Below are 22,414 nucleotides of genomic sequence, written 5' to 3' on the forward strand. Positions count from 1 at the left end.
CATGGGCCGATTGACGCCAACCACTGGAGACCCATCCGATGAAAACCTTTGCCCATCGTTTTGCCCACGCTTGGCTGCTCGACGGGGTGCGCACGCCCATGGTGGACTATTGCGGAGCCTTTGGCGACATCTCGCCGACCGACATGGGCATCAAGGTGGCACGCGCCGTGATCGAGCGCGCCGGTGTGGCGGCCAGCGATGTGGACTCTGTCATCACCGGATCGATGGCGCAGGCCGATTTCGATGCCTACATGCTGCCTCGCCACATCGGCCTCTACGCCGGGGTGCCGCTGTCGACGCCAGCCATTTTGGTGCAGCGCATCTGTGGCACCGGCTTTGAGCTTTTGCGCCAAGCAGCCGATCAGATCGCCTTGGGTTATGCCGACCTGGCGCTGGTGGTGGGCGCCGAGTCGATGACGCGCAACCCGATTGCCGCTTACAACCACCGCACGGGTTTCAAGCTGGGAGCACCGGTGGGTTTCAAGGATTTTTTGATGGAAGCGCTGATCGACACCGCGGTGCCGGTGACGATGATCGAAACCGCCGAAAACCTGGCCCGCCTATACGGCATCAGTCGGGTCGACGTTGACCGCTACGCCTGCCGCTCGTTCGAGCTTGCGCTCAAAGCCCAGGCCGATGGCTTTTTGGCTGGCGAGATCGTGCCGGTGCAGTCCGAGACCTTTGCACTGGCCGGTTACCACCCGCGCGGCATCCGTTTGCCACGCAAGGTGGCGCAGGTGGCGCAAGACACCCACCCGCGGCCGTCACCGGTGGACGCGCTGGCCCAGCTGCGCACCGTTTATGAAGGCGGTGTGCAGACGGCAGGCAACAGCTCGGCCTTGGTCGATGGGGCCGCGGGGGCGCTGGTGGCCAGCGACGCTTACGTGCAGCGCCATGCCCTCAAGCCGCTGGCGCGGCTGGTGGGTGCCGCCGCCGTGGGGGTGGCGCCAGAAATCATGGGCATAGGCCCGGCCCCGGCCATTCGTGCCTTGCTCGAGCGCTGCGGGCTGTCCCTAAACGACATCGACTTGTTCGAGATCAACGAGGCCCAAGGCGCACAGACCATTGCGGTGGAGCGCGAGCTGGGGCTGGATCGCAACCAGCTCAATGTCAACGGGGGCGCCATTGCCCTGGGCCATCCACTGGCGGCAACCGGGTTGCGCCTGACGATTACCCTGGCGCGCGAGCTCAGGCGCCGTGGTTTGCGCTATGGGGTGGCCTCTGCCTGTGTGGGCGGCGGCCAAGGGATGGCCCTGCTTGTGGAAGTCTGATTGCAACGTTCACTATGTTTCGGAGACAAACATGAAAATCATCACCGCCGACGAAGCGGGCGCCCTGATTCCCGACGAAGCCACCATTTTCTTGGGCGGTTTGGCGGTGACCGGGTTAGCCGAAGAGGTGTTGCACGGCCTCGAGCGCACCTTTTTGCAGACCGGCCATCCGCGCCAGCTCAGCACTTGGGCCTGTGGCGCGATCGGCAATTCTGGCGCGGCCGGCATGAAGCACTTTGCCCACCCAGGCATGATCAAGCGGGTGGTGGCCGGTCATTTCGGTCAGACCGGCAAAGAGATGATGAAGATGGTTTTCGATGGCGAAGTCGAGGCCTACAACTTCCCCCAAGGCTCTTTATCGCACCTCACGCGGCAGATTGCCAACCGTTCGCCGGGCTTGCTGACCCAAGTGGGTCTGGGTACATTTGTCGATCCCCGGCTGGAGGGCGGCAAGATGAACCGCCGTTCGACGCAAGACCTGGTCAAACGGGTTCAGTTTGAGGGGCAGGAGTGGCTGTATTACGCGCCACCAAAAATCGACGTCGCCATCATTCGCGGCACCTTGTCCGATGAGCGGGGCAACATCACGCTGGACAAAGAAGGCATGCTGCTGGAACAGTTGTCGATCGCCCAAGCGGCCAAGCGCTGCGGGGGCATCGTGATCTGTCAGGTCGAGGCCGTGGTGCAGGCCGGCAGCTTGCACCCGAAGTCGGTGAAGGTGCCGGGCATGCTGGTCGATTACGTGGTCATCGGCCAACCCGAAAACCACATGCAGAGCATTGCCACGCAGTTCAATCCCGCCTTGTGCGGCGATGTGCAGGTGCCGGCGGACCATTTGCAGCCCATGCCGCTGGACGAGCGCAAGGTGATCGCGCGCCGTGCGGCCATGGAGCTCACCCCCGGGGCCGTCACGAACCTCGGGATCGGCATTCCGGCCGGCATTCCGACCGTGGCGGCCGAAGAGGGGGTTTCGGACCTGCTCATGCTCTCGATCGAATCGGGTGTCAATGGGGGCATTCCCGCGCAGCTGGGCGATTTCGGTCTGGCTTACAACGCCGAATCGATCATCGAGCAAAGCGCCCAGTTTGATTTTTACGACGGCGGCGGGCTGGCGGCTAGCTTTTTGGGTTTGGCCCAGACAGACGCCCATGGCAACGTCAACGTGAGCAAATTCAACGGCCGACCTGTGGGCTGCGGTGGCTTCATCAACATCACCCGCGCAACCAAAAAGCTGGTGTTCTGCGGCAGTTTCACCGCCGCAGGGCTGGCGGTCAAGGTGGGGGAGGGCAGGCTCACCATCGTGCAAGAGGGCAAAGCCCGCAAGTTCATTGACCAAGTCGAGCAAATCACTTTTAACGGCCACGATGCCGCCTTGCGGCAGCAGGACGTGGTTTTCATCACCGAGCGCGCTGTCTTTCGCTTGCGCGAAGGCGGTCTGGAGCTGACAGAAATTGCGCCAGGTGTCGATCTGGAGCGGGATGTGCTGGCGCACATGGCTTTCCGGCCCATCATCAAGGATTTGAAGACCATGGACCCCGGCATCTTCAGTGAACGGTGGGGCGGGCTCGGCGCTCACCTGGGGCGCTGAAGGCCCAACTGCCGCTCAGCCTCCCAGCCTCTCAGAGCTCCAAAACCAAGCGAGGGCTGAGGGCGCGCGAGCAGCAGGGCAAAAACCGATCGTTGGCCGCGCGTTCCTCGTCGGTGAGGTACTGGTCGCGATGATCCGGCGTGCCGGCGCGCACACCCGTCAGGCAGGTGCCACAGACCCCCTGTTCGCACGACATGGGGATGTCCAGCCCAGCGGCGAGCAGCGCGGCCAACGCGCTCTGGTGCGCTTGAACGGGGATTACGCGGCCAGAGCTGGCCAGCTGGAGTTCAAAAGCCCCTTGGTTGGCGCTGGCCACCGGGGCGGCGCCAAAGTATTCGCGGTGTAGGCGATTTTCGGGCCAACCCGCATCACGGCCTGCTTGCAGCACGGCATCGATGAACCCTTGCGGGCCGCACACATACAGATGCGTGCCAGCGGGTGCTTGGCGGATGGTGGCGGCGATGTCCAACTTCTGCATCGGCTCGCCATCATCGTAATGGTGCTGCACTTGGGCGGCAAAGGGGGAACTGGCCAAGGTGTCGAGGAATGGCGTGCGTGCCCGCGAACGGGTGCAAAAGTGCAGCTCAAAGGGCTGCCCGGTTTGGAAAAGCGCTTGCGCCATGGCCCATAGCGGCGTGATACCGATGCCGCCCGCCAGCAACAGATGAAAAGGCGCTTGGGCGTCGAGCGGAAAATGGTTGCGCGGCGGGCTGATGGCCAGGGCGGTTCCCACTAGAAGGTGCGCATGCACGGCTTGGGAGCCGCCACGGCTGGCCGGATCGCGCAGCACGGCAATTCGGTAGCAGCTTTCTCCGCCCGGCGGGTTGCAAAGCGAGTAGGGCCGCACCAGCCCCCCCGGCAGATGCACATCGATGTGGGCGCCGGCAGCAAAAGCAGGCAGCGCATTGCCGTCCTCTGGCACCAGGTCCAGGCTGACGATGTCTAGGGCCTCGATGCGCCGCGCAGCCACGCGCACGGCGATCAAATCCAGCTTCATCATGCCACGACGCCTTGTTCGGCGGCCAGCCAGCGGTCGATGACCTTGCGCGACTGCACGCCCCCGGCGTCGATGTTGAGCATCAGCAGCTTGCGCTCGGGGTGTGCGCTCAGGTTCTTTTGCTGACGCTCCAGCATTTCTAGGTCTTCAGCGAAGATCTTGCCTTGGCCTTCGCGGATTTTTTCGGTCAGCTCTGGGTCGGTCGGTTTGAACCGGCGCGCCATGCCCCAGAAGTAATGCATCGAGGTCGCGGTTTCGGGTGTGATGAAGTCCACCACCCAACTGGCTGCCTTGACCGCATCGGGCGCGTGATAGCCCCCGTTGCCGGCCAGCGCCACGCCCACTTCGATCATCACGTGGCTGGGCGGCGTGAAATGGCAGATTTGCCAGCGGTCAACCGGCCGATCGTCGGGCAGCCCGTTCAGGCGCAAAGCCATTTGCCAAAAGGGCGGGGCCTCGATCCCCTCCATGTAGCGCTCGGTGATGACATGGTCGCCTGCGACACGGGTTTGACAGGGCGCTTCGTCTATTTCTTTCTGCCCGATGCTGTTGCTGTGCACGTAGGTTTCGTGCGTCAGGTCCATCAGGTTGTCGATCATCAACCGGTAGTCGCAGCCGATGTGATACAGCCCGCCGCCGTAGCCGAAAGCCGGGTTGCCCAGCCACTCGAACTGGGGAATCAGCGCCACATCGGCCTGGCTGGGGTGGCCCGGCCACACCCACACGAAGCCATGCGCCTCATGCACCGGGTAACTGGCGATGGCCGGAAAACCCCGCACGCGCTGACACGGCATCGAGGCCGTCTTGCCATCACCCCCCATGGCCAAGCCGTGGTAGCCGCACACCAAGGTGTCGCCTTGCACAAAGCCCAGCGACAGCGGCGCACCCCGATGGGGGCAAAAATCTTCAACGGCCGCGACCTGCCCGCTGGCCTGGCGGAAAAAAGCCATCGGCTTGTTGCAGATGTGACGACCCAGCGGGCGCGTGCTGCCTATCTCGTGGCTGCGCGCAGCCACATACCAGGTGTTGAGCGGGTACATGCAGGTCTCCTATAGGTGATTGTTTACATTCAGTGTACTGAATGTGATGTTATTTTAGTACGTTAGGCCGTTTTGGCAAGAGGGCTATCTGGAAGAACGTTCGTTGGGTAGGGGTGTTGTCAGTCCCGCAAATTTGGACAGCAGCCGCACGAGCTCCGCCTGCTCCTCGGCAGACAAGGAAGCCATCAAACGCTCGTACATGGGGGCGACGCGCGGCAACATGTCTGCGAGGATTGCTTTCCCTTGTGCGGTCAGACTCAAGCTGCGCTGTCGCCGGGGCAGCAGCTTGCGGACAATCCAGCCTTTGGCTTCAAGGCGCGTGGCGATGTCCGCAGTGGTTGAGGTATCCAGGGCCACCTTTACGGCCAGAGTCACTTGGTCGATATCGGGCGTTTCAGCAAGAGCACGCAGCACAGCGTACTGGACGGGGGTGACTTGACGGCCATGCACCTCATGGAAAGCGGCAACGGCCAACTGGTGGGCGCGACGGATCAGGTGACCAGGCTCGCGATACAGGTGTGCATCAAAAAGGGGCTTCACAGGTCTGAAGGATACGTCAAACCGTGAAGCCCCTGGAGCATGCCTGAACGAGGATGCTTTTATTCAGCGGTAATGCCCGCTTGCCGGATGAATTGCCCAAAGCGGTTGCGGTCGCTCGTCATGCGTTCGGCAAAAGCCTGACGGCTCAAGGCCATCGGTTCAGCGCCCATGGCGCGTATCGCCTCTTGCACCCGTGCGTTTGTCAGCGTGCGGTTGACTTCTTGGTGCAGCCGGTCGAGCAAGGAAACGGGTGTGCCGCTGGGCATGTAAATGCCAAACAGCGTGTCCACGTCAAAACCGGGGAAGCCGGATTCCACCAGGGTGGGGACGTTGGGAAACTGTGCTGCTCGCACCGGGCTTCCCACGCCCAAAAGCCGCAAACGGCCCGCGGCGGCATGGGGCAGGCCAGGGCCGGAATCGAACATGAACTGAATCTCGCCACTGAGCAAGGCGGCCAAGGCGGGCGCTGCACCGCGATAAGGCACGTGCGATGCCTGGAGCCCTACCTGACGCAGCATCATTTCGGCCGCTAGGTGGGGTGAGCTGCCCTGGCCGTTGGAGCCGTAGTTGAGACGAGCCGGGTTGGCACGGATGTGAGCCACCAGCTCTTGAACGTTGTTGGCGGGTACCGAAGGATGCACCATCAGGAACAGGGACAGCCGCGCGACCGAGGCCAGCGGAATCACGTCGCGCTCGGCATCGAACGGCATCTGGCTAAAGAGGAAGGGGTTGGAAATCATGGTGCTGCCCGGGCTGAACAGCATCGTGTAGCCATCTGCCGCAGAGCGCGCGGCCTCGGAAGCGCCGAGGTTGCCCGATGCCCCCGCACGGTTGACCACCACCACCGGTTGACCCAGCGATTCGGCGAGCACCGCCGCGATCGGGCGCGCGATGGCGTCCGAGCTGCCGCCAGCGGGGAAGTTGACCATCAAGCGTATCGAGCGGCTGGGCCAGCTCGACTGGGCCCAGGCGGGTATCGTGGCTGCGCTGAGGGCCAGCCCCGCGCCTAGGGCGAGAGCGTGACGACGATTCAGCTGGGGTGGGCGATGGGTCATGGGTTGCTCCTGGTGCGGATTTATGGGGCTTTGCGGCTGCCGTCCGACTTGACGTGCAGATGGTTGTGCAGCTTAATTGAAGAATAGTTATATTTCATCAGTGTTTTCCCGGAGCGCAAGCGGTGTTTTTTGGCCAGCCGGTGCCGGGCCGGGCGATGGCCTACTGCGCAGGCACGCGATCAGCGCATCAACAGCGCCATGAGCAGCAGCAGCGCCAGCAGCGCCGCTCCGGCCACGGGCAGGCGGCGCAGTTGGCGCTCTTCGAGCCACAGGGTGCGCGGCCAGCGGTGTGCCGGGGTGGGGCTGGGGCCGCGGTAGCGGTCCAGCTGCGCCGACAGCGCCAGCATGGCGAGCCAAAAGCGCTGCAGCGGCGCTTCGATCAGGCCCAGCAGGTCGCCGGGGGTGATCTGGGGCGGGGTGCGTAAGGGCTGGCTGTGGCTGCTGTGCGGGCGGCCCGTCAGGGTGTAGCCCGACCAGTGCAGCGCAGCCCCAGCCAGCGCCGCACCGAGCAGCAGCGGCAGCATTGCCAGGGCAAAGCTCAGGGCTGGGAAGGCCAGCGCGGGCGCTGCGGCGAATGGCGGCGGCAGACCCGGCGGCGCGATGCCCAAAAACACCAGCAGACCGGGCACGCCCAAGGCGAGCGAAGCCAGCAGCAGCGCCAGCCAAGGCGCGCGCAGCGTGGGGGTGGCGTGCCCGCCGGCGGGGGCAGCGGCGCTGGCGGTGCCTGGTGCAGCGGTAGTTGCGGTGGCAGCCGTGGCAGCGGTGGTTGCGGTGCCCCCTGTGCTTGCCGTGGCTGCGGTCGCTGCTGAGGCTGCATGAGCATGGGCATCGGGGTCTGCCTGCGGTTGCGCCTGCAACCACAGCAGGCGCAGCATCAGCAGCGTGGTGCCCAAGGCCCCGATGGGCAGCAGCCAGGTGAGCGCTTCGGGCCATGGGGCGGGCAGGCTGGAGAGCGCCTGCTTGAGCCCGTCTTTGGCCCAAAAGCCGCTGCTCAGGGGCAGACCGGCCAGTGCCAAGGCGGGCAGGGCTTGCATGGCCAGTGCCCAGCGCCGCGCCGCGCCCGCGGCCTGCGCCAGCGCCGCCACACCCAAGAACAGGGTGCCCTTGGCCAGCCCGTGGTGCAGGGCGTAGAGCGCCAGCGCCGGGGCCAGCGCCGGCCAAGCGCCGGGGTGCAGCAGCGCCGCGCCGATGCCCAGCGTCATGAACCCCATTTGGCTGATGCTGGAATAGGCCAGCAACACCTTGGGCTGGCGCTGGGTGAGCCCGATCAGCACCGCGATCAGCGCCGCCAGCAGCCCCAGCAGCAGCGCCGCCGCGCCCAGCAGCGGCCAAGGCTCGGTGCCCAGGGGCAATAACCGCATCCAGCCCAGCAGCCCGGCCTTGATCATCACGCCCGAGAGCACGGCGCTGGCCGGTGTCGGGGCCACCGGGTGCGCCAGCGGCAGCCACAGGTGCAGCCCCAGCACCCCGGCCTTGACGCCAAATCCCAAAAAAATCAGCGCCGTGGCCAAGCTGGCGTGCTGCCCACCGTTGCCTTCCAGCGGCAGGGCGAGCGATTCGCTGCCGGCCACGCGCAGCAGCAACCCGGACAGCAGCAGCGCCTCGCCCAGCACCGCCATGATCAGATAGACCCGACCGGCGCGCCAAGCGTCGGCGCTGCGCGCATGCACCACCAAGCCGTAAGCGGCAAAGCTCATCAGGGCAAAACCGGCGTAAAAACCGATGGCGTCTTGGGCCACGATCAGCCACAGGTTGCCGCTCAGCGCCGCCAGCCAAAAGCCCCACAGCGCGTGGCGCCGTTCGTCGTGGCGGTGATAGATCTGTGCGGCCCAGCCGGCTAGGCTCCAGAGCAGGCCCGCGAGCAGCAAAAAGACGGTGCCTAGGCCGTCGAGCCCAAAGCGCAGGCCCAGCAGCAGCTGCGGCCACTCCAGCGCCATGGGCGGTGCAGCGGGTGCGGCCAAGCTCACCGTGGGGCCGGTCAGGGCAGCGCCAAGAATAGTAGCGCTAAGGGCAGGGCCCAAGGCGGCGTACAAGGCCGCATACAGGGCAAGCAGCAGCGCCGGCACAGCCGCCCAAGGGGCCAGCGCGGTTGCCAAGGCACGGCTGCGCCGCCACAGCAGCAGCAAGATCAGCAGCAGCGGAAACAGGGGCAGCAGCGGCAGCCACGGCAGCGGCACGGCAGCCAGCGCCAGGGTGCTGTTCATGGCAGGTACTCGGTGGCGGTGATGAACCGCACCCAATCCAGCGGGCTCAGCGGCACCCCGGCCGCCAGACCGGCGAGCAGCGCCAGCGCCGCCGCGCAGAGCGTGGGCAGCAGCAGCAAGGGGGCGGCGTCGCCAGTGCGGGGTGGCGGGGCGGCGTCGTCGGCCACGGTCGGATGCGCGTGCGCTGGGCGGTTTTGATGAGCAGCATGGGCAGCATGGGCAGCATGGGCAGCATGGGCTTCGTGCGGCCAGCTCGGTGGCGGGGCCTCGAACCAAGCCAAGCGCAGTATCGGCAAAAAGTAGGCGGCGTTGAGCAGGCTCGAAAACAGCAGCACCGCCAGCACCCAGCCCAAGCCGGCTTCGATCGCCCCCAGCCCCAGATACCACTTGCTGATGAAGCCCGCCACCGGGGGCACGCCGATCATCCCCAGCGCGCCGATGGTGAAGGCGGCCGTGGTCCAAGGCATGCGCTGCCCGATGCCGGCCATTTGGCTGATGCGGTGCACGCCCAGCGTTTCGGCGTAGTTGCCGGCGCAGAAAAACAGCGTGATCTTCATGATGCCTTGGTGCACCAGATGCACCAGACCGCCGATGGTGCCGGCTGGGCCGAACAGCGCCACCCCGAGCACGATGTACGAGACCTGGCTCACGGTCGAGTAGGCCAAGCGGCGCTTCAGGTCGTCTTGCGTCAGGGCGCGCAACGAGCCAAAGACGATGGTCACCGAAGCCACCACGGCCAGCGGCAGCAGCACACCCAAATTGTGCGCAAACTCGATGCCAAAGACTTCATAGACCACGCGCACGATGCCAAAGGCCCCGGCCTTGACCACGGCCACCGCGTGCAGCAGCGCCGACACCGGGGCCGGGGCCACCATGGCTTGCGGCAGCCAGCCATGCAGCGGCGCGATCGCCGCTTTGACGCCCAGCCCGGCGATGAACAGGGCAAAAATCCCCACCAGCATCCAGTTTTCTACGCCTGCCGTGGCCTCCAGCGCAACCAAGGCGCCGCCGGAGCGGAACTCCACCGGCCCCACCAGCGTTTGCAACCAGACGATGGCGGCCAGCAGCACCACCCCGCCGCCCAAGGTGTAGGCGAGGTAGCGCGCCCCGGCTTGCAGCACCTGCGGGGTGCCGCGGTGCACCACCAGCGGGTAGGTGGCTAGGGTGAGCAGTTCGTAGAACAAAAAGAAGGTGAGCAGATTGCCCGAGAGCGCAATGCCCACCGTGGCCGTGACGCACAGGCTGAAAAAACCAAAAAACCGGCTGCGGTTGGGCGAGTGCTCGAGGTAGCCGATGGCATAGACGGTGGTGAGCAGCCACAGCACCGCCGACAGGGTGACGAACAGCAGCCCGAGCGGGTCGGCGCGCAGCAGCAGCTCGTGCCCGGGCAGGAAGGGCAGGCGCAGCTCGTAGCTGATGCCCTGCTGCGTGCCCCACAGCATGGCCGCCACGCACGCCAGCTTGAGCACGGCCGCGCCCAGGTTGAGCGCGCTGCGCCAGCCCACGCTGCGCTCGGGCAGAAAAAATATGATCAACCCAGCCAGCAGCGAGCTGGCCAGGGTCAGGGGCAGCAGCCAGTCGTTCATGTGCCGCCCCAGTGCCCCAGCAGGGCGTCGGCCGCCAGCCAGTCGCTAAAGGCAGCCGCACCGAAGCCGCCGAAGGCCGCCAGCAGCGCCAGCGCCAGCGCGCACAGCGACAGCCGCTGCGGCAAGGGCGCGCGCGCCTCAAAGGCTTCGGAGGCCGGCAAAAAAGCCAGTCGCAACACCCGAAATACGTAGGCCGCGCTGAGCAGGGTGCCGCCCAGCAGCCACAGCAACCAGGGCCACTGGTCGGCCAGCAGGGCGGCTTGCATCATCTGCCACTTGGCGGCAAAACCCAGACTGGGGGGCAGGCCGATCAGGCTCACGCCGGCCAGCGTGAGTGCGGCAAAGGCCAGCGGCTCGCGCGCCACCGCGCCGCGCAGGCTGGCCAGATCGTCGCGCCCGGCCGACAGCACCAGCACCCCGGCGGCCAAAAACATGGCGGCCTTGGCCAGCCCATGCGCCAGCAGGTGCAGCACCGTGGCCTCGAGCGCCAGCGCCGCCCCCAAGCCACCCGGCAGCAGCCAGGCCAGCGGCAGGAACAGGTAGCCCACCTGGGCCACGCTGGAGTAGGCGATGAGCATCTTGATTTTGCGCTGCGTCAGGGCCAGCACCGAACCCCAGACGCTGGCCACCAGCCCCAGCAGCGCCAGCAGCAGCCCGAGCAGGGCCAAGTCCAGCACCGGGGCCAGCTCCAGCCACAGGCGCAGCAAAATCAGCAGCGACACCTTTAGCACCAGCGCCGACAGCAGCGCGCTCACCGGCGTGACGGCGTTGCCGTGCGCCGCCGGCAGCCAAAAATGCAGCGGCGCCAGCGCGGTTTTGAGCGCCAGCGCCACCAGCGCCAGCGCCAACGCCAGTTTGGCGGCCCAAGTGGAGCTGCCGGTTGCGGCCAGGTGTGCCCCGACCGAATCCAACGCCAAGCTGCCCGTGCTGGCGTAGAGCAGCACCACGGCGAGCAGAAACAGGTTCGAGGCCAGCAGGGCCGCCAGCAGGTAGCGCAGCGCCGCCGCCAGCGCCGTGCTCTGGCCGGTGAGGGCGGTGAGGCCCACGGCGGCCAGCCCGACCAGCTCCAGCGCCACGTAGAGGTTGAACAGGTCGGCCGACAGATAACCGGCGTTCAGGCCTGCCCACAGCATCCAGGCCAAGGGCCAGAAGCGCCGCGCCAGCTCGGAGCCGTGCGCGAAGTAGGCTTGGGCGTAGAGCAGCACCGCGGCATAGACGAGCAGCGTGAGCACCAGCATGGCTTGCGCCAGCCGGTCGGCGTGCAGCCCAATCCCCAGCGGCGCCGCCCAGCCGCCTAGGGCAGCGCGCAGCGGCTCGGGGCTGGCGAGCACGCCGACGACCAAGCCCGCCATGACGACGGTGCCCAACACCTGCAGCGCCGCGCTGGCGCGCTCGGGCAGCGCATACACGCCCAGCCCCACGGCCAGCGGCCACAACACCAACAGGGGCAGCAGCAGGCCTTCAGTCATCGCGCGCAGCGTCCCGGTCTTCGGGCAGTTCGGTCTGACCGGTGAGCTCGAAGTAGCGCCGCGCCAGCCGCACGCCCAGCGCCGTGGCGGCGATGGCGATCACGATTCCGGTCAGGATCAGCGCCTGCGCCACCGGGTCGGCCACGCCGCTGGGGCCGGGCGGGCGCAGCGCAAGCAGCAGCACAAAGATGCCGCTGCCCATGACGTTGAAGGCCAGCAGTTTGCGCAAAATCGAGGAAGCCAGCAGCATGCCCAGCAACCCAAACAGCACCAGCGCGCTGCCCGTGGGCAACCAGACCGAAACCCCGGCCGACCACAGGCCCGACACCCCTTCCCACCCCGTGCTCAAAGCCGCACCCCAAGCCTCAATCATGCCGCCTTGCTCCCGCCGAACAGCGCCACCAGCGTGGCGGCGATCGAGACCATGAGCGCGGCCTCGATGGTCAGCACCAGCGCCTTGGTCCAGCCGGCCGGGTAGGCCAGCGCCGCCCCGGCCAATGCCCCGGCCACCACACCGACGAGGATGAACACCGCCAAACCCAGCGCCAGCACGGGCGGCCGCGTGAAGTGCGACTGCGGGTCCAGCGGCAGGCTGGCAAAGCGCGCCAGCAGCACCGCGCCGGCCAACACCGCGCCGGCCTGAAAGGCGCCGCCGCTGCGGCTCGACCCCGCCCACAGCAGATACACCGCCACCAGCAGCGCCAGCGGCACCGTGAGCGCTGCCACCCGCGCCAGCACCGGATCGTGCGGCAGCGGCCGATGGAGCGGGGCCGGCGCCGCCTGCACCGCCAGCGCAGCCACCAGCAGCACCGCGATTTCGAGCAGCGTGTCGTAGGCGCGAAAAGACAGCAGCACAGCCGTGACCGGGTGCGCGATCTCGGCTTGGGGCAGGGCCTGCGCCACAGCTTGGGTGGCGGCGCCAGCCAGCGGCTCGATGCCCAGCACGGCCAGCAGCAGCAGGGCGGCGCAAGCCAGCGCCAGCGCCCCGACCGTCCAACGCGGCCGCGAGCGCTGCGGCCGTGGCCAAGGCAGGCGCGGCTCGGGGGTGCGGGCGCTGCCGATGCGGCGGGATTCAAACTCGCTCGCCGCCAGCAGCAGCAAGGCCCCGGCCACCCCGGCGCCGATGGCGGCTTCGGCCAGCGCCACATCGGGCGCGCCCAAGCGCACCCAAACCAGCGCCAGCAACAAGCCAAAGGCGATGAACAGCACGCTGCCGATCTGCACCGAGCGCGCCAGCAGGGCCGCGCCGGCCAGCAGCAGCAAGGCCAAGGCCAGCAGCAGGTCGAGGGCGTTCATGGGGCGGCTTTGGGGGCTTGAGGCCCAGAATGGGGCGCAGATGCGGGCACCGGCAGCGTGCTGAGGCCGCTGTGGCCATTGTGGCCGTTGCCCGCTGCGCCTTGCGATTCCAGCAGGCAGCGGCGCGCGATCAAATAGCCCGAAGCCGCGCTGGCGGCCAGCGCCAGCAGCCAGATCAGCCCGATCTGCGCCGCCGCAGCCCACGATTCGGCGTGCAGCAGCAGCGCCAGGGCGGCCAGCCCGAGCCCGAGGTTGTCGGCCTTGGTGAGGGCGTGGATGCGGCTTAAAGTGTCGGGCAGGCGCAGCAGGCCGAGCGTGCCGGCGCTGAAAAACAGCGCCGCCAGCGCCAGCAGCAGCCAGGTAAGGGCCTCAAGCACGGTGCCGCTCCGGGCGCAGCCGCGCATAAGCCACGGCGGCCAGCAAGCCGAGCAGGGCAAACACCAGCGCCACGTCGCGCAGCGAGGGCCAGCCTTGCAGCGCCGCCAGCGTGAGCAGCAGCGCCACGCCGGTGCTGCCCAGCAGCTGCGCCGCCAGCAGGCGGTCGGTCAGGCCCGGGCCGCGCAGCACGCGCAACAGTCCGAGTGCTAAGTTGAGCACCAGCAGCAGGGCGAACAGGCCAAAGGCCAAGGGCAAGGAGGGCGGCAGGGTTTCCATGGTGGCTTCAGGGCTGTGGCGGCGGTTCGGGCGCGGTGGCGGGCGCAGGCGCCGATGCATACAAGGCCGCCACCAAGGCTTCCAGCCGGCGCACCTCAGACTCGATCGGCAGGCGGGTGTCGAGCGCGTGCAGCGTCAGGCGGCCGTCTTCGAGCCGCGCCGCCAAGGTGCCGGGCATCAGGCTGACCAGCAGCGCCAGCAGCACCTGCTGGCCTTCGTCGGGCAGGTGCAACGGCAGCTCCAGCAGGCCCGGTTGCAGCGGCATGCGCGGGGTGCAGACGCGCCGCGTCACGTCCAGTGCGCCCAGCAGCGATTGCCAAGCAAACACCCCCAGCAGGCGCGGCAAGGCGCGCCAGCGCAGGCGAGGGCTGGGCAGAAAATCGGTCGGTAGGGTGCAGGCCGGCCCATGCACGTGGCCCGCGACCGCCATGCAGCGCTGCCTTGCCCACAAAGCCAAGGCCACGGCCAGCGCCCCCAGCAGCCAGCCGTCGGCCCCCGGCCAGACCCCGGGCTGGCGCAACAGCAGCAGCCAGACCCCGGCCAAGGCCAGTGCCGCTGCCAGCAAGCGCTTGAATACGACCGGTTTCATGCTGCCCCTACGAATTTGCACGCGCAGCCCATTGCGCGCAAACGATTGTAGGGGGCAGGGGGCCAGTTCAGCGGCTGGATTGGCGCAGTTGCTGTGCCGCCTGCACCATGCGTTGCAGGGCTGGCCTGACCTCTGGCCACTGGCGCGTTTTGAGTCCGCAATCGGGGTTGACCCAAAGGCGTTCGGGCGCGATGCGCTGGGCCGCGCTGCGCAGCAGCGCCACCATGCGCTCGACTTCGGGTTGGTTGGGGGAGTGGATGTCGTAAACCCCCGGGCCGATGGCGTTGGGGTAGTCGTAGCGCTCGAAGGCTTCGAGCAAATCCAGTGCCGAGCGGGCGGTCTCGATGGTGATGACGTCGGCATCGAGGCGGGCAATGTGCTCGATGATGTCATTGAACTCGGCATAGCACATGTGGGTGTGGATCTGCGTGGTATCGCGCACCCCGTTGGCGCTCAGGCCAAAGCACGCCACTGCCCAATCGAGGTAGGCTGCCTGATCGGCTTTTTTGAGCGGTAGGCCTTCGCGCAGCGCGGGCTCGTCGATTTGGATCACCGCAATGCCAGCCTGCTCCAGATCGAGCACCTCGGCGCGCAGCGCCAGCGCCAGCTGTCGGCAGCTGAGCTCGCGCGGCTGGTCGTCGCGCACAAAAGACCAGTTGAGCATCGTGACCGGCCCGGTGAGCATGCCTTTCATGGGTTTGTGCGTGAGCGACTGGGCGTAGCGGCTCCAGTGCACCGTCATGGGCAGCCGGCGCTGCACGTCGCCGTAGAGTATGGGGGGCTTGACGCAGCGCGAGCCGTAGGACTGCACCCAGCCCTGGGTGGTGAAGGCGAAGCCCTCGAGTTGTTCGCCAAAATACTCCACCATGTCGTTGCGTTCGGCTTCGCCATGCACCAGCACGTCGAGCCCGAGCGCCTCTTGTTCGCGCACGCACAGTGCAATCTCGTCGCGCATGGCCTGCTCGTAGGCGGCGGCGTCGATCTGACCGCTTTTGAAGCGCTGTCTGGCCTGCCGGATCGCGCCGGTTTGCGGGAAAGAGCCGATGGTGGTGGTGGGCCACTGGGGCAGTTGCAACACCGCTTGCTGCTGGCGCGCGCGTTCTGCGTAGGGGCTGGGGCGGTGCGCGGGCAAGGCGTTGCTGGCGCGCAGGGCGGCTTGCACCTCGCTGCGGTGCACCCGCGTGGATTGCGCACGCTCGATCAGCCCGTGCTGGTGCAACTGCAGTTGGTCTGCGACGCTCTGGCGCCCGTGGTTGAGGGCGCGCGCCAGCAGGTGCAGCTCCTGCAGTTTTTGGCGCGCAAATGAGAGCCAGCCGCGCAGCGATGGATCGAGATTGGGTTCGGCATCCAAGTCCAGCGGCACGTGCAGCAGTGAGCACGAGGGCGCGATCCAGAGCCGCTCTTGCAGCCGCTGTGCCAGCGGCTCGAGCCAGCCGAGCGCTGCATAAAGGTCGGTTTTCCAGACGTTGCGGCCGTCGATCACGCCCAGCGAAAGCACCTTGGTGGAGGGCAGCAGGTTGAGCAGGGCGCTCACCTCATCGCGGCCGCGCACGGCGTCGATGTGCAAACCCGCCACCGGAAGATTGGCAGCCAGATAGCGGTTGTCGCCCAAGCCCCCAAAATAGCTGGCCAGCAAGATTTGCACGGGTGCGTTTTTGAGCTGGTGGTAGGCCAGATTGAAGGCGTGCTGCCAGTCGGGGTCGAGGTCTTGCACCAGTATCGGTTCATCGATCTGCACCCACGTGGCGCCCCACGCATGCAGGCGCTTGAGCAGTTCGGCATACACCTCGAGCAAGGCGGGCAGCAGCTGCAAGCGATCGCCCCCGCCCCGCATCTTGCCCAGCCACAGGTAGGTGACGGGGCCAATGAGCACCGGCTTGCCGCGCACGCCCTGGGCCAAGGCTTCGCCCCATTGTTGGCGCAAGCGTCGGTCGTCGAGCTCGAAGCGGGTCTGGGTGTCAAACTCGGGCACCAGATAGTGGTAGTTGGTGTCGAACCATTTGGTCATTTCGGCAGCTGCAATGGCGCCGCCACAACACGCGGCCCGACCTTGGCCGCGCGCCAGCCTAAAGTAGTGCTCGAGTTCATCACCCCCAAAACCCTGCGCCCGCTGGGGCAGGTGCCCGAGTGTGAAACTCATGTCGAGCATGTGGTCGTAGAGCGAAAAATCGCCCACGGGAGCCCAATCGAGCGTGTCTTGCCAAGCCCAATGGCGCTGGCGCAGCGCTTGCGCGCAATCGAGCAGCGCCGCCGAGTCGGTTTCGGCGCGCCAGTAGGCCTCGAGGGCGAATTTCAGTTCCCGGCGCATACCCATGCGCGGAAAACCCAAGTTGTGGGTGGTAACCATCTCACTCCAATGCGGTTGCGATTCAAACGGACGCAGCGCCCCCAGCGGGCGCTGTGGCCGGCTTGCAGCAGCGCAAAGCGTTGCTGCGTAAGCCGGTCAGGCCGATGATGCCCTTGACAATGGATGAAGTAAAATGGTCTTATTTCAGATTTCAATGAACATCAATCATGATTGAGCGCACTCATTTGGCGATCTTGCGCGAGGTGGAGCGCACCGGTTCGCTCACCGCTGCGGCGCAGCGCCTGCACCTGACGCAATCGGCGCTGAGCCACAGCATGCGCAAGCTCGAAGACCGTTTTGGCACACCCATTTGGCGGCGCGAAGGTCGGCGCCTGATTCCAACCCAAGCCGGGCAGTACCTGCTGAACCTGGCGCAGCGCTTGCTGCCGCAACTGGAGCACGCCGAGCAGCGCATGCAGCAGTTTGCGCGCGGTGAGCGCGGCAGCTTGCGGGTGGGCATGGAATGCCATCCCTGCTACCTTTGGCTCATGCAGTACGTGGCCCCCTACTTGGCGCGCTGGCCCGATGTGGACTTGGATGTCAAGCAAAAATTTGAATTTGGAGGTATCGGGGCCTTGTTTGCGCACGACATCGACGTGCTGGTGACGCCCGATCCGCACCACAAGCCGGGGCTGCATTTTGAACCCGTGCACGCCTACGAGCAGGTGTTGGTGCTGGCCCAAGGGCACGCTCTGGCGCAGCAGGATCGGGTGCAGCCACAGGAGCTGTCTTCCGAGGTGCTGCTGACCTACCCGGTGCCGCCCGAACGGCTGGATGTGTACAGCCAATTCCTGACGCCGGCTGGGGTGGCACCACGCTTGCACAAAACGGTGGAAAACACCGAAGTGTTGTTGCAGTTGGTGGCCAGCGGACGCGGTGTGACGGCGCTGCCGCTGTGGGTGGTGCAAGCGCACCGCGACCGCCTGCCCATCGTCGCCGTGCGGCTGGGTGCTCGGGGCATACAAAAGCACATACACCTAGGTCTGCGCAGCGCAGACCTGGGTGTGCCGTACGTCAACGACCTGCTGGAACTGGTGCGTCAGGGCTCAACCGCCCCGCCGGGTGCAATGGCGGCTTGACCCGTCCTTCAGCGCGCCGCCAGCAGTTCGGCCACGTCGAGCAGCACCAGTTCGTTGTCGTCGGCGCGGTTGGGGTGGCGGCTGCTCGAGAACGGTAGGTTGTTGTCGTTGCCGACCACGATGTGGCGCGCATCCACCTGATCGACGTTTTCGATCGTGAAGAAGGGGAAGGTCAGCACGCCGTCGTTGAGCGGTACGCGCGCCAGCCGGTTCGGGTCTTGGATGCGCATCAGGTCGATGAAGCCGATCTTGCGCACAGCGTCGTTGACATTGGCTTCGCTCATCTCGATTTTGTAAACGCGCTTGAAGCGTGCGATGTCGTGGAAGCAGTCGGCGCGGCGCTGGCCGTCGGGGCAGGCGCGGTCGGCGGTGCCCTCGCCGCTGTCGCGCTCGATTACCAAGGCGGTGGTGGGGCTGATCATGTTGAAGTCGCCGATGGCGTGGGTGTCGGCCTCGAGGGTGTAGCGCCACTGACGGCCGGTCCAGCGCTCGGTGGCCACGTCGAACTCGAGCACGCGCAAAAAGCCGCGGCCGTCGCGCTGTTCAAAGGCGCGCGTGCTGGCGTCCCACAGCGGGCTTTCGAGCATGGCAAACAGGCGGCTGCCGTCGGGTGATGACGCCAAGCCTTCGAAGCCGCGCGAACGGCGCACCTGAAAAGCCACTTCGCCGCCCGGCACGGCGGGGGTGCGCACGTTGGGGTGGTCGGGCGAAATCACGGTGCGGCCATCGACCTGGGTTTCGAACACACCCCGCACACGGCCCTGCATATCGACCTTGATCAGGTAGGGGCCGAACTCGTCGCCGATCCAGAAATGCCCGCCAGCGATCTGCACGCCCTCGGGGTCGAAGTCGGAGCCGGTCAGGAAACGCTGCGGCGTGCCCTCGTGGATGATGCGAAACGGCACCCGGCGATCGGGGTCGTGCAAGAACACGGTCTCGAGCCGATCCCAGCGGTTGGTCTGAAAATTGATGCGGTAGCGGCTCAAATGCAGCATGAAGTCGGGCGAATTGGCGCGGTTGCCGGCACCGTTGTCGGTCAGCAGCCAGAAGCTGCCGTCGGCGTTGTGCAAAATGCCCGAATGGCCTTGCATGGGTTGGCCTCGAAACGGCACCTGCACCCCGGTGGGGCGGCCAGCCGAGCGGCCCTCGATGCTGCCGATGGCCTCCACCCGCTGGCCGGTGGTGAACTTGCCAGCGTGTTGCAGGTCGGCGGGCGCCCCAGCAGGGGCCGGGACGAGCGTGAGCGCGGGCAATATGGCATGCCCTGCCAAGCGGGCCGGAAATTCGGTTTGAGCCAAGGCGGGGGCAGACAGCAGGCCCAGCGACAGGGCGGCGGCGGCGCAGAATGACAGTTTCATGGGCGGTCGGTGGCTTGGGTGGGTGGGTTTTTCGGGGGGCGAATTGCGGCAGCGCGCGCGGGGTAGCGCGAGCCGAACGATTCGAAAACCACTGTGCCAGCGGCATATGAAAGCGCCGCGACCGGATGATGAAGCTTGCGTGAAATCGCCGCCAGCCGCTTAGCCCGGTGCCAGCAGGCTGGCGAGGTCGAAGGCGGGGTCGGCGGCCTGCTCTGGGGTGGGCGAGAGGCCGGCGTCGAGCAGTTTGCGCGCTTGCAGGTGCTCGCGGGTGGCGTTGACGCTGTCCACGGCGAGCAGGCGCGGGCCGCGAAAGTGGTACAAACTGAAAGCGCCAGCGTCCATTGTGCCGCGCAGCACCCAATGGTCGGCCCCGGCGCTCAGGCCGGCCATTTGCAGTTTTTTGTCGTACTGTTCGCTCCAGAACCAAGGCGTGGCGACAAAGGGGCGCTCTTGCCCGAGGATGGAGGCGGCCACGCTTTTGGCCTGTTCGGTGGCGTTGTGCACCGATTCCAGCCGCAGCAGCGTGCCATCGGGCAGGCGGCGGGCGGTGCAGTCGCCGGCGGCGTAGATGTGGGGGTCGCTGCTGCGCCCGCAGGCATCGACGACCACGCCGCGCTCGCAGTCCAGCCCGGCGGCCTGGGCCAGCGCGTCGTTGGCTTGCACCCCGATGCCCACCAGCACGGCGGCGCCAGGGCAATGGCTGCCATCTTGCAGCCAAGCGCCGCGCACCTGCCCGTCGGGCCCGGTTTCCAGCGCGGCCAGTTGTGCGCCGAGCCGCACCTGCACCCCGTGGTGGCGGTGCAGATCGGCGTACCAGTCGGACAAAGCCGGTGCCAGCACGCGGCCCAGCAAGCGCGGGGCGGCTTCGAGCACGGTGACTTCGACCCCGAGCTTGCGTGCGCTGGCCGCCACTTCGAGGCCGATGAAGCCACCGCCGATCACCAGCAAGGGCTGCTGCTGGCGCTGGCAGTCGGCCAAACGCGCCGCCAGCGCGGTGGCGTCGTCGAGGCCGCGCAGGCTGAGCACACCCAGAGCCGGTGCGCCCGGCAAGGCCAGCGGGCGCGGGCTGGCGCCGGTGGCCAGCACCAGCGCGGCATAGGGCAGGGTGCTGCCGTCGGCCAGCCGCAGCCGGCGCTGGGCGCGCTCAATGGCTTGCACGCGCACGCCCACGCGCAGATCGATGCCTTTGCGCGCCAGCGCCTCGGGGGCGCGCATCAGCAACTGGGCCGCTTGCAGCTCGCCACACAGCCAAGCTTTGGACAGCGGCGGCCGGCGGTAGGGCGGGTGTGGCTCCTCGCCCAGCACGGTGAGGGGGCCGGCGTAGCCGCCGCTGCGCAGCGCCTCGGCGGTTTGCACGCCAGCCTGCCCAGCCCCGATGATCAAAACGCCGCTCGGTTCGCCACCCGGTTCGCCACTTTTTTCTAGGGTCTGCGGTGGCGCACCCAGGCTGGATTGGATCAGGCTGGGCGGGATCATGGTGTGCCCTTGGGCTGGGACTTCATTCGGGACTTCAATTGGGGCTTCATTCTTGCGCCGCCGGCAGGCGCAGAATCAGGCCATCGAGGCGCGCCGTGGCCTTGATCTGGCAGGCCAGGCGACTGTTGGGGCGGCGCTCGGCGGCCACGTGCTCGAGCATGTCGAGTTCGGTCTGGCTGGGTTCGGCCAGATCGGGCAAGTGGCTTTCATCGACGTAGCAGTGGCAGGTGGCGCAAGCGCAGGAGCCGCCGCACTCGCCCAAGATGCCCTCGATGCCGTTGGCGATCGCGCCTTGCATCAGGTTCCAGCCCTCGGGCAGATCGACGGTGCAGGTCTGGCCGTGGGCCTCGATGTAGGTGATTTGTGCCATGCAAGTGCGTCCGAAAAGTGCGTCCGAAAAATAAAAAATCAGCCTGCAGCCAGTTCGAGCACCAGCGGGCTGCGAAAGGTGGAGGAAGGCATCCAAGGCAGTTGCTCGGCCACCCGATGGTATTCGGGCACCACGCGGTGGAACTCCTCGAAGGCTATTTTGAGCGCCAGCCTGGCAATGGCCGTGCCCAAGCAGGCGTGTACGCCGCCACCAAAACCCAAATGGCCGCGCGGCTTGCGTCCGATGTCGTAGCGGTCTGGGTCGGGGAACTGGCGCTCGTCGCGGTTGCCGCTGCCATAGGCCAGGCAGACGAAGTCGCCGGTGCGCATGGTCTGGCCGTGCAGCGTCACGTCTTTCATCAGGCGGCGGCGAAAGCGCTGCGCCGAGGTGTTGTAGCGCAGGCTTTCTTCGATCGCGTCGGGCAGCAGCGAGGGGTCGGCCACCACGGAGCGCCGAGCCGCGTCGAAGCTGGCGAGGTTGTAGGCCAGCATCATCATGAAGCCCCCCAGCGACTCGACCCCGGCCATGATCAGGGTGGTGGTGGTGAGCAGCACCTCGCGCTCGTCGAGGCGGTCGCCGTCGATTTCGGCCATGGCGAAGTGGCTGATCAGGTCGTTGCGCGGCTCGGCACGGCGCAAGGCGATCACTTGCGCGGCGTAGTTTTGCATCCATTGGTAGGCGGCGATGTGCTCGGGGCCCTTGGCGCGGGTGCGGGCATCGCTTTGCACCATCAGCACCGCGTGGTCGCGCACTTCGTGCTCGGCCACCAGCGCTTCCTCGCCCATCGGCAGGCCGAGCGCGCTCATCAACACCTTGACCGTGAATTGCGACGACACGTCTTTGAAATCGAACTGCGACACGCCGCGCAGCTGGCCAAACACCTGCTGCGCCACGGCGCGGATCGGCTCTTCGAGCGCCTGCAGGTTGCGCTTCATGAAGGCGTGTTGCACCAGGGCGCGCAGGCGGTCGTGCCGGGGTGGGTCGGAGCTGCCCAGGGTGGCACCGGCGCGGCCCGGCAGTTCGGTCATCAGGTTGCCGCTGGCGCTGGAGTACGTTTGCCAGTCGTTGAGCGCGCTCACGATGTCCACATAGCGCGACAACACCCACATTTGCGCCTGCTCGCTCCAAAAGCATGGGTGTTCGTCGCGCAGTCGGCGGTAGTAGGGGAACGGGTCGGCGTCGATCGCCGGCGCATAGGGGTCGAACTGGAAGCTGAACATGGCGCGGGTCTCCTGCGTGTGCTGGGCCTTCTGGGGCCGGCTTGGTGTTTTGTTTGGCTTTGCTTGATTGCTCGGCCAAGGCCCAAACTGTAGGGCCGAGAGGGCTTTGAAGGCGTGCAAAAATCTAGGCGATTGCTGGTACTTTTGAATCAAAATGCAACCATGACCGATCGCTCCTTTGTGCGCCCCTCTGTGCCATCCCTCGCATCTGGCCGGCCAGCGCCGCAGGGCCCAAGCCGGAGCAATGGCGCTGGCGTTCCCAGCCAATCGGCCGA

General features: G+C 66.8%; 20 protein-coding genes. 3 read left to right on the forward strand and 17 right to left on the reverse strand.

Features of this window, described 5'->3' with window-relative positions; translation table 11 throughout:
* Positions 1 to 38 precede the first annotated feature (38 nt).
* Both SMCB_RS03995 and SMCB_RS04000 read left to right on the forward strand, forming a co-directional pair.
* The gene (locus SMCB_RS03995) at positions 39 to 1,271 is read left to right on the forward strand and encodes a thiolase family protein (RefSeq protein WP_045535244.1); all 1,233 of its coding nucleotides are present in this window, start codon (positions 39 to 41) and stop codon (positions 1,269 to 1,271) included.
* A gap of 31 nt (positions 1,272 to 1,302) precedes the next feature.
* A complete protein-coding gene (locus tag SMCB_RS04000) occupies positions 1,303 to 2,859 on the forward strand; it encodes an acyl CoA:acetate/3-ketoacid CoA transferase (protein WP_045535247.1) in 1,557 nt (518 codons plus the stop codon).
* 31 nt (positions 2,860 to 2,890) lie between these two features.
* Here the strand turns inward: SMCB_RS04000 and SMCB_RS04005 are convergent, their stop codons facing one another.
* The 13 genes from SMCB_RS04005 to metE form a co-directional block, all read right to left on the reverse strand.
* Positions 2,891 to 3,856: a PDR/VanB family oxidoreductase gene (locus SMCB_RS04005; protein WP_171820316.1), complete on the reverse strand. Its 966-nt coding sequence runs from the start codon at positions 3,854 to 3,856 to the stop codon at positions 2,891 to 2,893.
* Positions 3,856 to 4,896 (reverse strand): aromatic ring-hydroxylating oxygenase subunit alpha, encoded by a 1,041-nt coding sequence (locus SMCB_RS04010; RefSeq protein WP_045535251.1) that lies wholly within the window; start codon positions 4,894 to 4,896, stop codon positions 3,856 to 3,858. The genes SMCB_RS04005 and SMCB_RS04010 overlap by 1 nt, the downstream gene beginning before the upstream one ends.
* A gap of 84 nt (positions 4,897 to 4,980) precedes the next feature.
* Positions 4,981 to 5,436 (reverse strand): MarR family winged helix-turn-helix transcriptional regulator, encoded by a 456-nt coding sequence (locus SMCB_RS04015; RefSeq protein WP_045535253.1) that lies wholly within the window; start codon positions 5,434 to 5,436, stop codon positions 4,981 to 4,983.
* A 59-nt stretch (positions 5,437 to 5,495) separates the two neighbouring features.
* Positions 5,496 to 6,491, reverse strand: a complete 996-nt coding sequence (locus SMCB_RS04020; protein WP_045535254.1) for a Bug family tripartite tricarboxylate transporter substrate binding protein — start codon at positions 6,489 to 6,491, stop codon at positions 5,496 to 5,498.
* Between the two features lie 179 nt (positions 6,492 to 6,670).
* Positions 6,671 to 8,695 carry a complex I subunit 5 family protein gene (locus tag SMCB_RS04025; RefSeq protein WP_052468406.1) on the reverse strand — a complete coding sequence of 675 codons (2,025 nt, stop codon included), beginning with the start codon at positions 8,693 to 8,695 and terminating at the stop codon, positions 6,671 to 6,673.
* Positions 8,692 to 10,281, reverse strand: a complete 1,590-nt coding sequence (locus tag SMCB_RS04030) for a complex I subunit 5 family protein (RefSeq protein ID WP_045535255.1) — start codon at positions 10,279 to 10,281, stop codon at positions 8,692 to 8,694. Before SMCB_RS04030 ends, SMCB_RS04025 begins: the two co-directional genes overlap by 4 nt.
* Positions 10,278 to 11,750, reverse strand: a complete 1,473-nt coding sequence (locus SMCB_RS04035; protein ID WP_045535257.1) for a complex I subunit 5 family protein — start codon at positions 11,748 to 11,750, stop codon at positions 10,278 to 10,280. The genes SMCB_RS04030 and SMCB_RS04035 overlap by 4 nt, the downstream gene beginning before the upstream one ends.
* Complete coding sequence (locus tag SMCB_RS04040) at positions 11,743 to 12,123, reverse strand: NADH-quinone oxidoreductase subunit K (RefSeq protein ID WP_082027217.1); 381 nt, start codon at positions 12,121 to 12,123, stop codon at positions 11,743 to 11,745. The genes SMCB_RS04035 and SMCB_RS04040 overlap by 8 nt, the downstream gene beginning before the upstream one ends.
* Positions 12,120 to 13,046, reverse strand: a complete 927-nt coding sequence (mbhE, locus tag SMCB_RS04045; protein ID WP_045535259.1) for a hydrogen gas-evolving membrane-bound hydrogenase subunit E — start codon at positions 13,044 to 13,046, stop codon at positions 12,120 to 12,122. The genes SMCB_RS04040 and mbhE overlap by 4 nt, the downstream gene beginning before the upstream one ends.
* Positions 13,043 to 13,423: a monovalent cation/H(+) antiporter subunit G gene (locus SMCB_RS04050; protein WP_197539315.1), complete on the reverse strand. Its 381-nt coding sequence runs from the start codon at positions 13,421 to 13,423 to the stop codon at positions 13,043 to 13,045. The genes mbhE and SMCB_RS04050 overlap by 4 nt, the downstream gene beginning before the upstream one ends.
* On the reverse strand, positions 13,416 to 13,700 hold the full coding sequence (locus tag SMCB_RS04055; protein WP_045537583.1) for an MrpF/PhaF family protein: 285 nt from the start codon (positions 13,698 to 13,700) through the stop codon (positions 13,416 to 13,418). Before SMCB_RS04055 ends, SMCB_RS04050 begins: the two co-directional genes overlap by 8 nt.
* 7 nt (positions 13,701 to 13,707) lie before the next feature.
* The gene (locus tag SMCB_RS04060) at positions 13,708 to 14,289 is read right to left on the reverse strand and encodes a Na+/H+ antiporter subunit E (protein WP_052468407.1); all 582 of its coding nucleotides are present in this window, start codon (positions 14,287 to 14,289) and stop codon (positions 13,708 to 13,710) included.
* 67 nt (positions 14,290 to 14,356) lie between these two features.
* Positions 14,357 to 16,636 (reverse strand): 5-methyltetrahydropteroyltriglutamate--homocysteine S-methyltransferase, encoded by a 2,280-nt coding sequence (metE, locus tag SMCB_RS04065; RefSeq protein ID WP_045535261.1) that lies wholly within the window; start codon positions 16,634 to 16,636, stop codon positions 14,357 to 14,359.
* A gap of 167 nt (positions 16,637 to 16,803) precedes the next feature.
* On the opposite strand from metE, the gene SMCB_RS04070 reads away from it, so the two are divergent.
* On the forward strand, positions 16,804 to 17,715 hold the full coding sequence (locus SMCB_RS04070) for a LysR family transcriptional regulator (RefSeq protein WP_045535262.1): 912 nt from the start codon (positions 16,804 to 16,806) through the stop codon (positions 17,713 to 17,715).
* Between the two features lie 8 nt (positions 17,716 to 17,723).
* Here the strand turns inward: SMCB_RS04070 and SMCB_RS04075 are convergent, their stop codons facing one another.
* From SMCB_RS04075 to SMCB_RS04090, 4 genes are all read right to left on the reverse strand, one after another.
* Complete coding sequence (locus SMCB_RS04075; protein ID WP_045535264.1) at positions 17,724 to 19,073, reverse strand: esterase-like activity of phytase family protein; 1,350 nt, start codon at positions 19,071 to 19,073, stop codon at positions 17,724 to 17,726.
* 159 nt (positions 19,074 to 19,232) lie between these two features.
* Complete coding sequence (locus SMCB_RS04080) at positions 19,233 to 20,549, reverse strand: NAD(P)/FAD-dependent oxidoreductase (RefSeq protein WP_082027219.1); 1,317 nt, start codon at positions 20,547 to 20,549, stop codon at positions 19,233 to 19,235.
* A gap of 46 nt (positions 20,550 to 20,595) precedes the next feature.
* The gene (locus tag SMCB_RS04085) at positions 20,596 to 20,919 is read right to left on the reverse strand and encodes a 2Fe-2S iron-sulfur cluster-binding protein (RefSeq protein WP_045535266.1); all 324 of its coding nucleotides are present in this window, start codon (positions 20,917 to 20,919) and stop codon (positions 20,596 to 20,598) included.
* A 38-nt stretch (positions 20,920 to 20,957) separates the two neighbouring features.
* The gene (locus tag SMCB_RS04090; RefSeq protein ID WP_045537589.1) at positions 20,958 to 22,139 is read right to left on the reverse strand and encodes a cytochrome P450; all 1,182 of its coding nucleotides are present in this window, start codon (positions 22,137 to 22,139) and stop codon (positions 20,958 to 20,960) included.
* Positions 22,140 to 22,414: the final 275 nt, after the last annotated feature.

The sequence above is a fragment of the Serpentinimonas maccroryi genome, assembly GCF_000828915.1.
In the GTDB taxonomy this organism is placed as follows: Bacteria; Pseudomonadota; Gammaproteobacteria; order Burkholderiales; family Burkholderiaceae_C; genus Serpentinimonas; species Serpentinimonas maccroryi.

Coding starts and splice junctions, on each gene's coding strand:
- SMCB_RS03995 (WP_045535244.1), top strand. CDS start 39: ATGAAAACCTTTGCCCATCGTTTTGCCCACGCTTGGCTGCTCGACGGG.
- SMCB_RS04000 (WP_045535247.1), top strand. CDS start 1,303: ATGAAAATCATCACCGCCGACGAAGCGGGCGCCCTGATTCCCGACGAA.
- SMCB_RS04005 (WP_171820316.1), bottom strand. CDS start 3,856: ATGAAGCTGGATTTGATCGCCGTGCGCGTGGCTGCGCGGCGCATCGAG.
- SMCB_RS04010 (WP_045535251.1), bottom strand. CDS start 4,896: ATGTACCCGCTCAACACCTGGTATGTGGCTGCGCGCAGCCACGAGATA.
- SMCB_RS04020 (WP_045535254.1), bottom strand. CDS start 6,491: ATGACCCATCGCCCACCCCAGCTGAATCGTCGTCACGCTCTCGCCCTA.
- SMCB_RS04025 (WP_052468406.1), bottom strand. CDS start 8,695: ATGAACAGCACCCTGGCGCTGGCTGCCGTGCCGCTGCCGTGGCTGCCG.
- SMCB_RS04030 (WP_045535255.1), bottom strand. CDS start 10,281: ATGAACGACTGGCTGCTGCCCCTGACCCTGGCCAGCTCGCTGCTGGCT.
- SMCB_RS04035 (WP_045535257.1), bottom strand. CDS start 11,750: ATGACTGAAGGCCTGCTGCTGCCCCTGTTGGTGTTGTGGCCGCTGGCC.
- SMCB_RS04040 (WP_082027217.1), bottom strand. CDS start 12,123: ATGATTGAGGCTTGGGGTGCGGCTTTGAGCACGGGGTGGGAAGGGGTG.
- mbhE (WP_045535259.1), bottom strand. CDS start 13,046: ATGAACGCCCTCGACCTGCTGCTGGCCTTGGCCTTGCTGCTGCTGGCC.
- SMCB_RS04055 (WP_045537583.1), bottom strand. CDS start 13,700: ATGGAAACCCTGCCGCCCTCCTTGCCCTTGGCCTTTGGCCTGTTCGCC.
- SMCB_RS04060 (WP_052468407.1), bottom strand. CDS start 14,289: ATGAAACCGGTCGTATTCAAGCGCTTGCTGGCAGCGGCACTGGCCTTG.
- metE (WP_045535261.1), bottom strand. CDS start 16,636: ATGGTTACCACCCACAACTTGGGTTTTCCGCGCATGGGTATGCGCCGG.
- SMCB_RS04070 (WP_045535262.1), top strand. CDS start 16,804: ATGATTGAGCGCACTCATTTGGCGATCTTGCGCGAGGTGGAGCGCACC.
- SMCB_RS04075 (WP_045535264.1), bottom strand. CDS start 19,073: ATGAAACTGTCATTCTGCGCCGCCGCCGCCCTGTCGCTGGGCCTGCTG.
- SMCB_RS04080 (WP_082027219.1), bottom strand. CDS start 20,549: ATGATCCCGCCCAGCCTGATCCAATCCAGCCTGGGTGCGCCACCGCAG.
- SMCB_RS04085 (WP_045535266.1), bottom strand. CDS start 20,919: ATGGCACAAATCACCTACATCGAGGCCCACGGCCAGACCTGCACCGTC.
- SMCB_RS04090 (WP_045537589.1), bottom strand. CDS start 22,139: ATGTTCAGCTTCCAGTTCGACCCCTATGCGCCGGCGATCGACGCCGAC.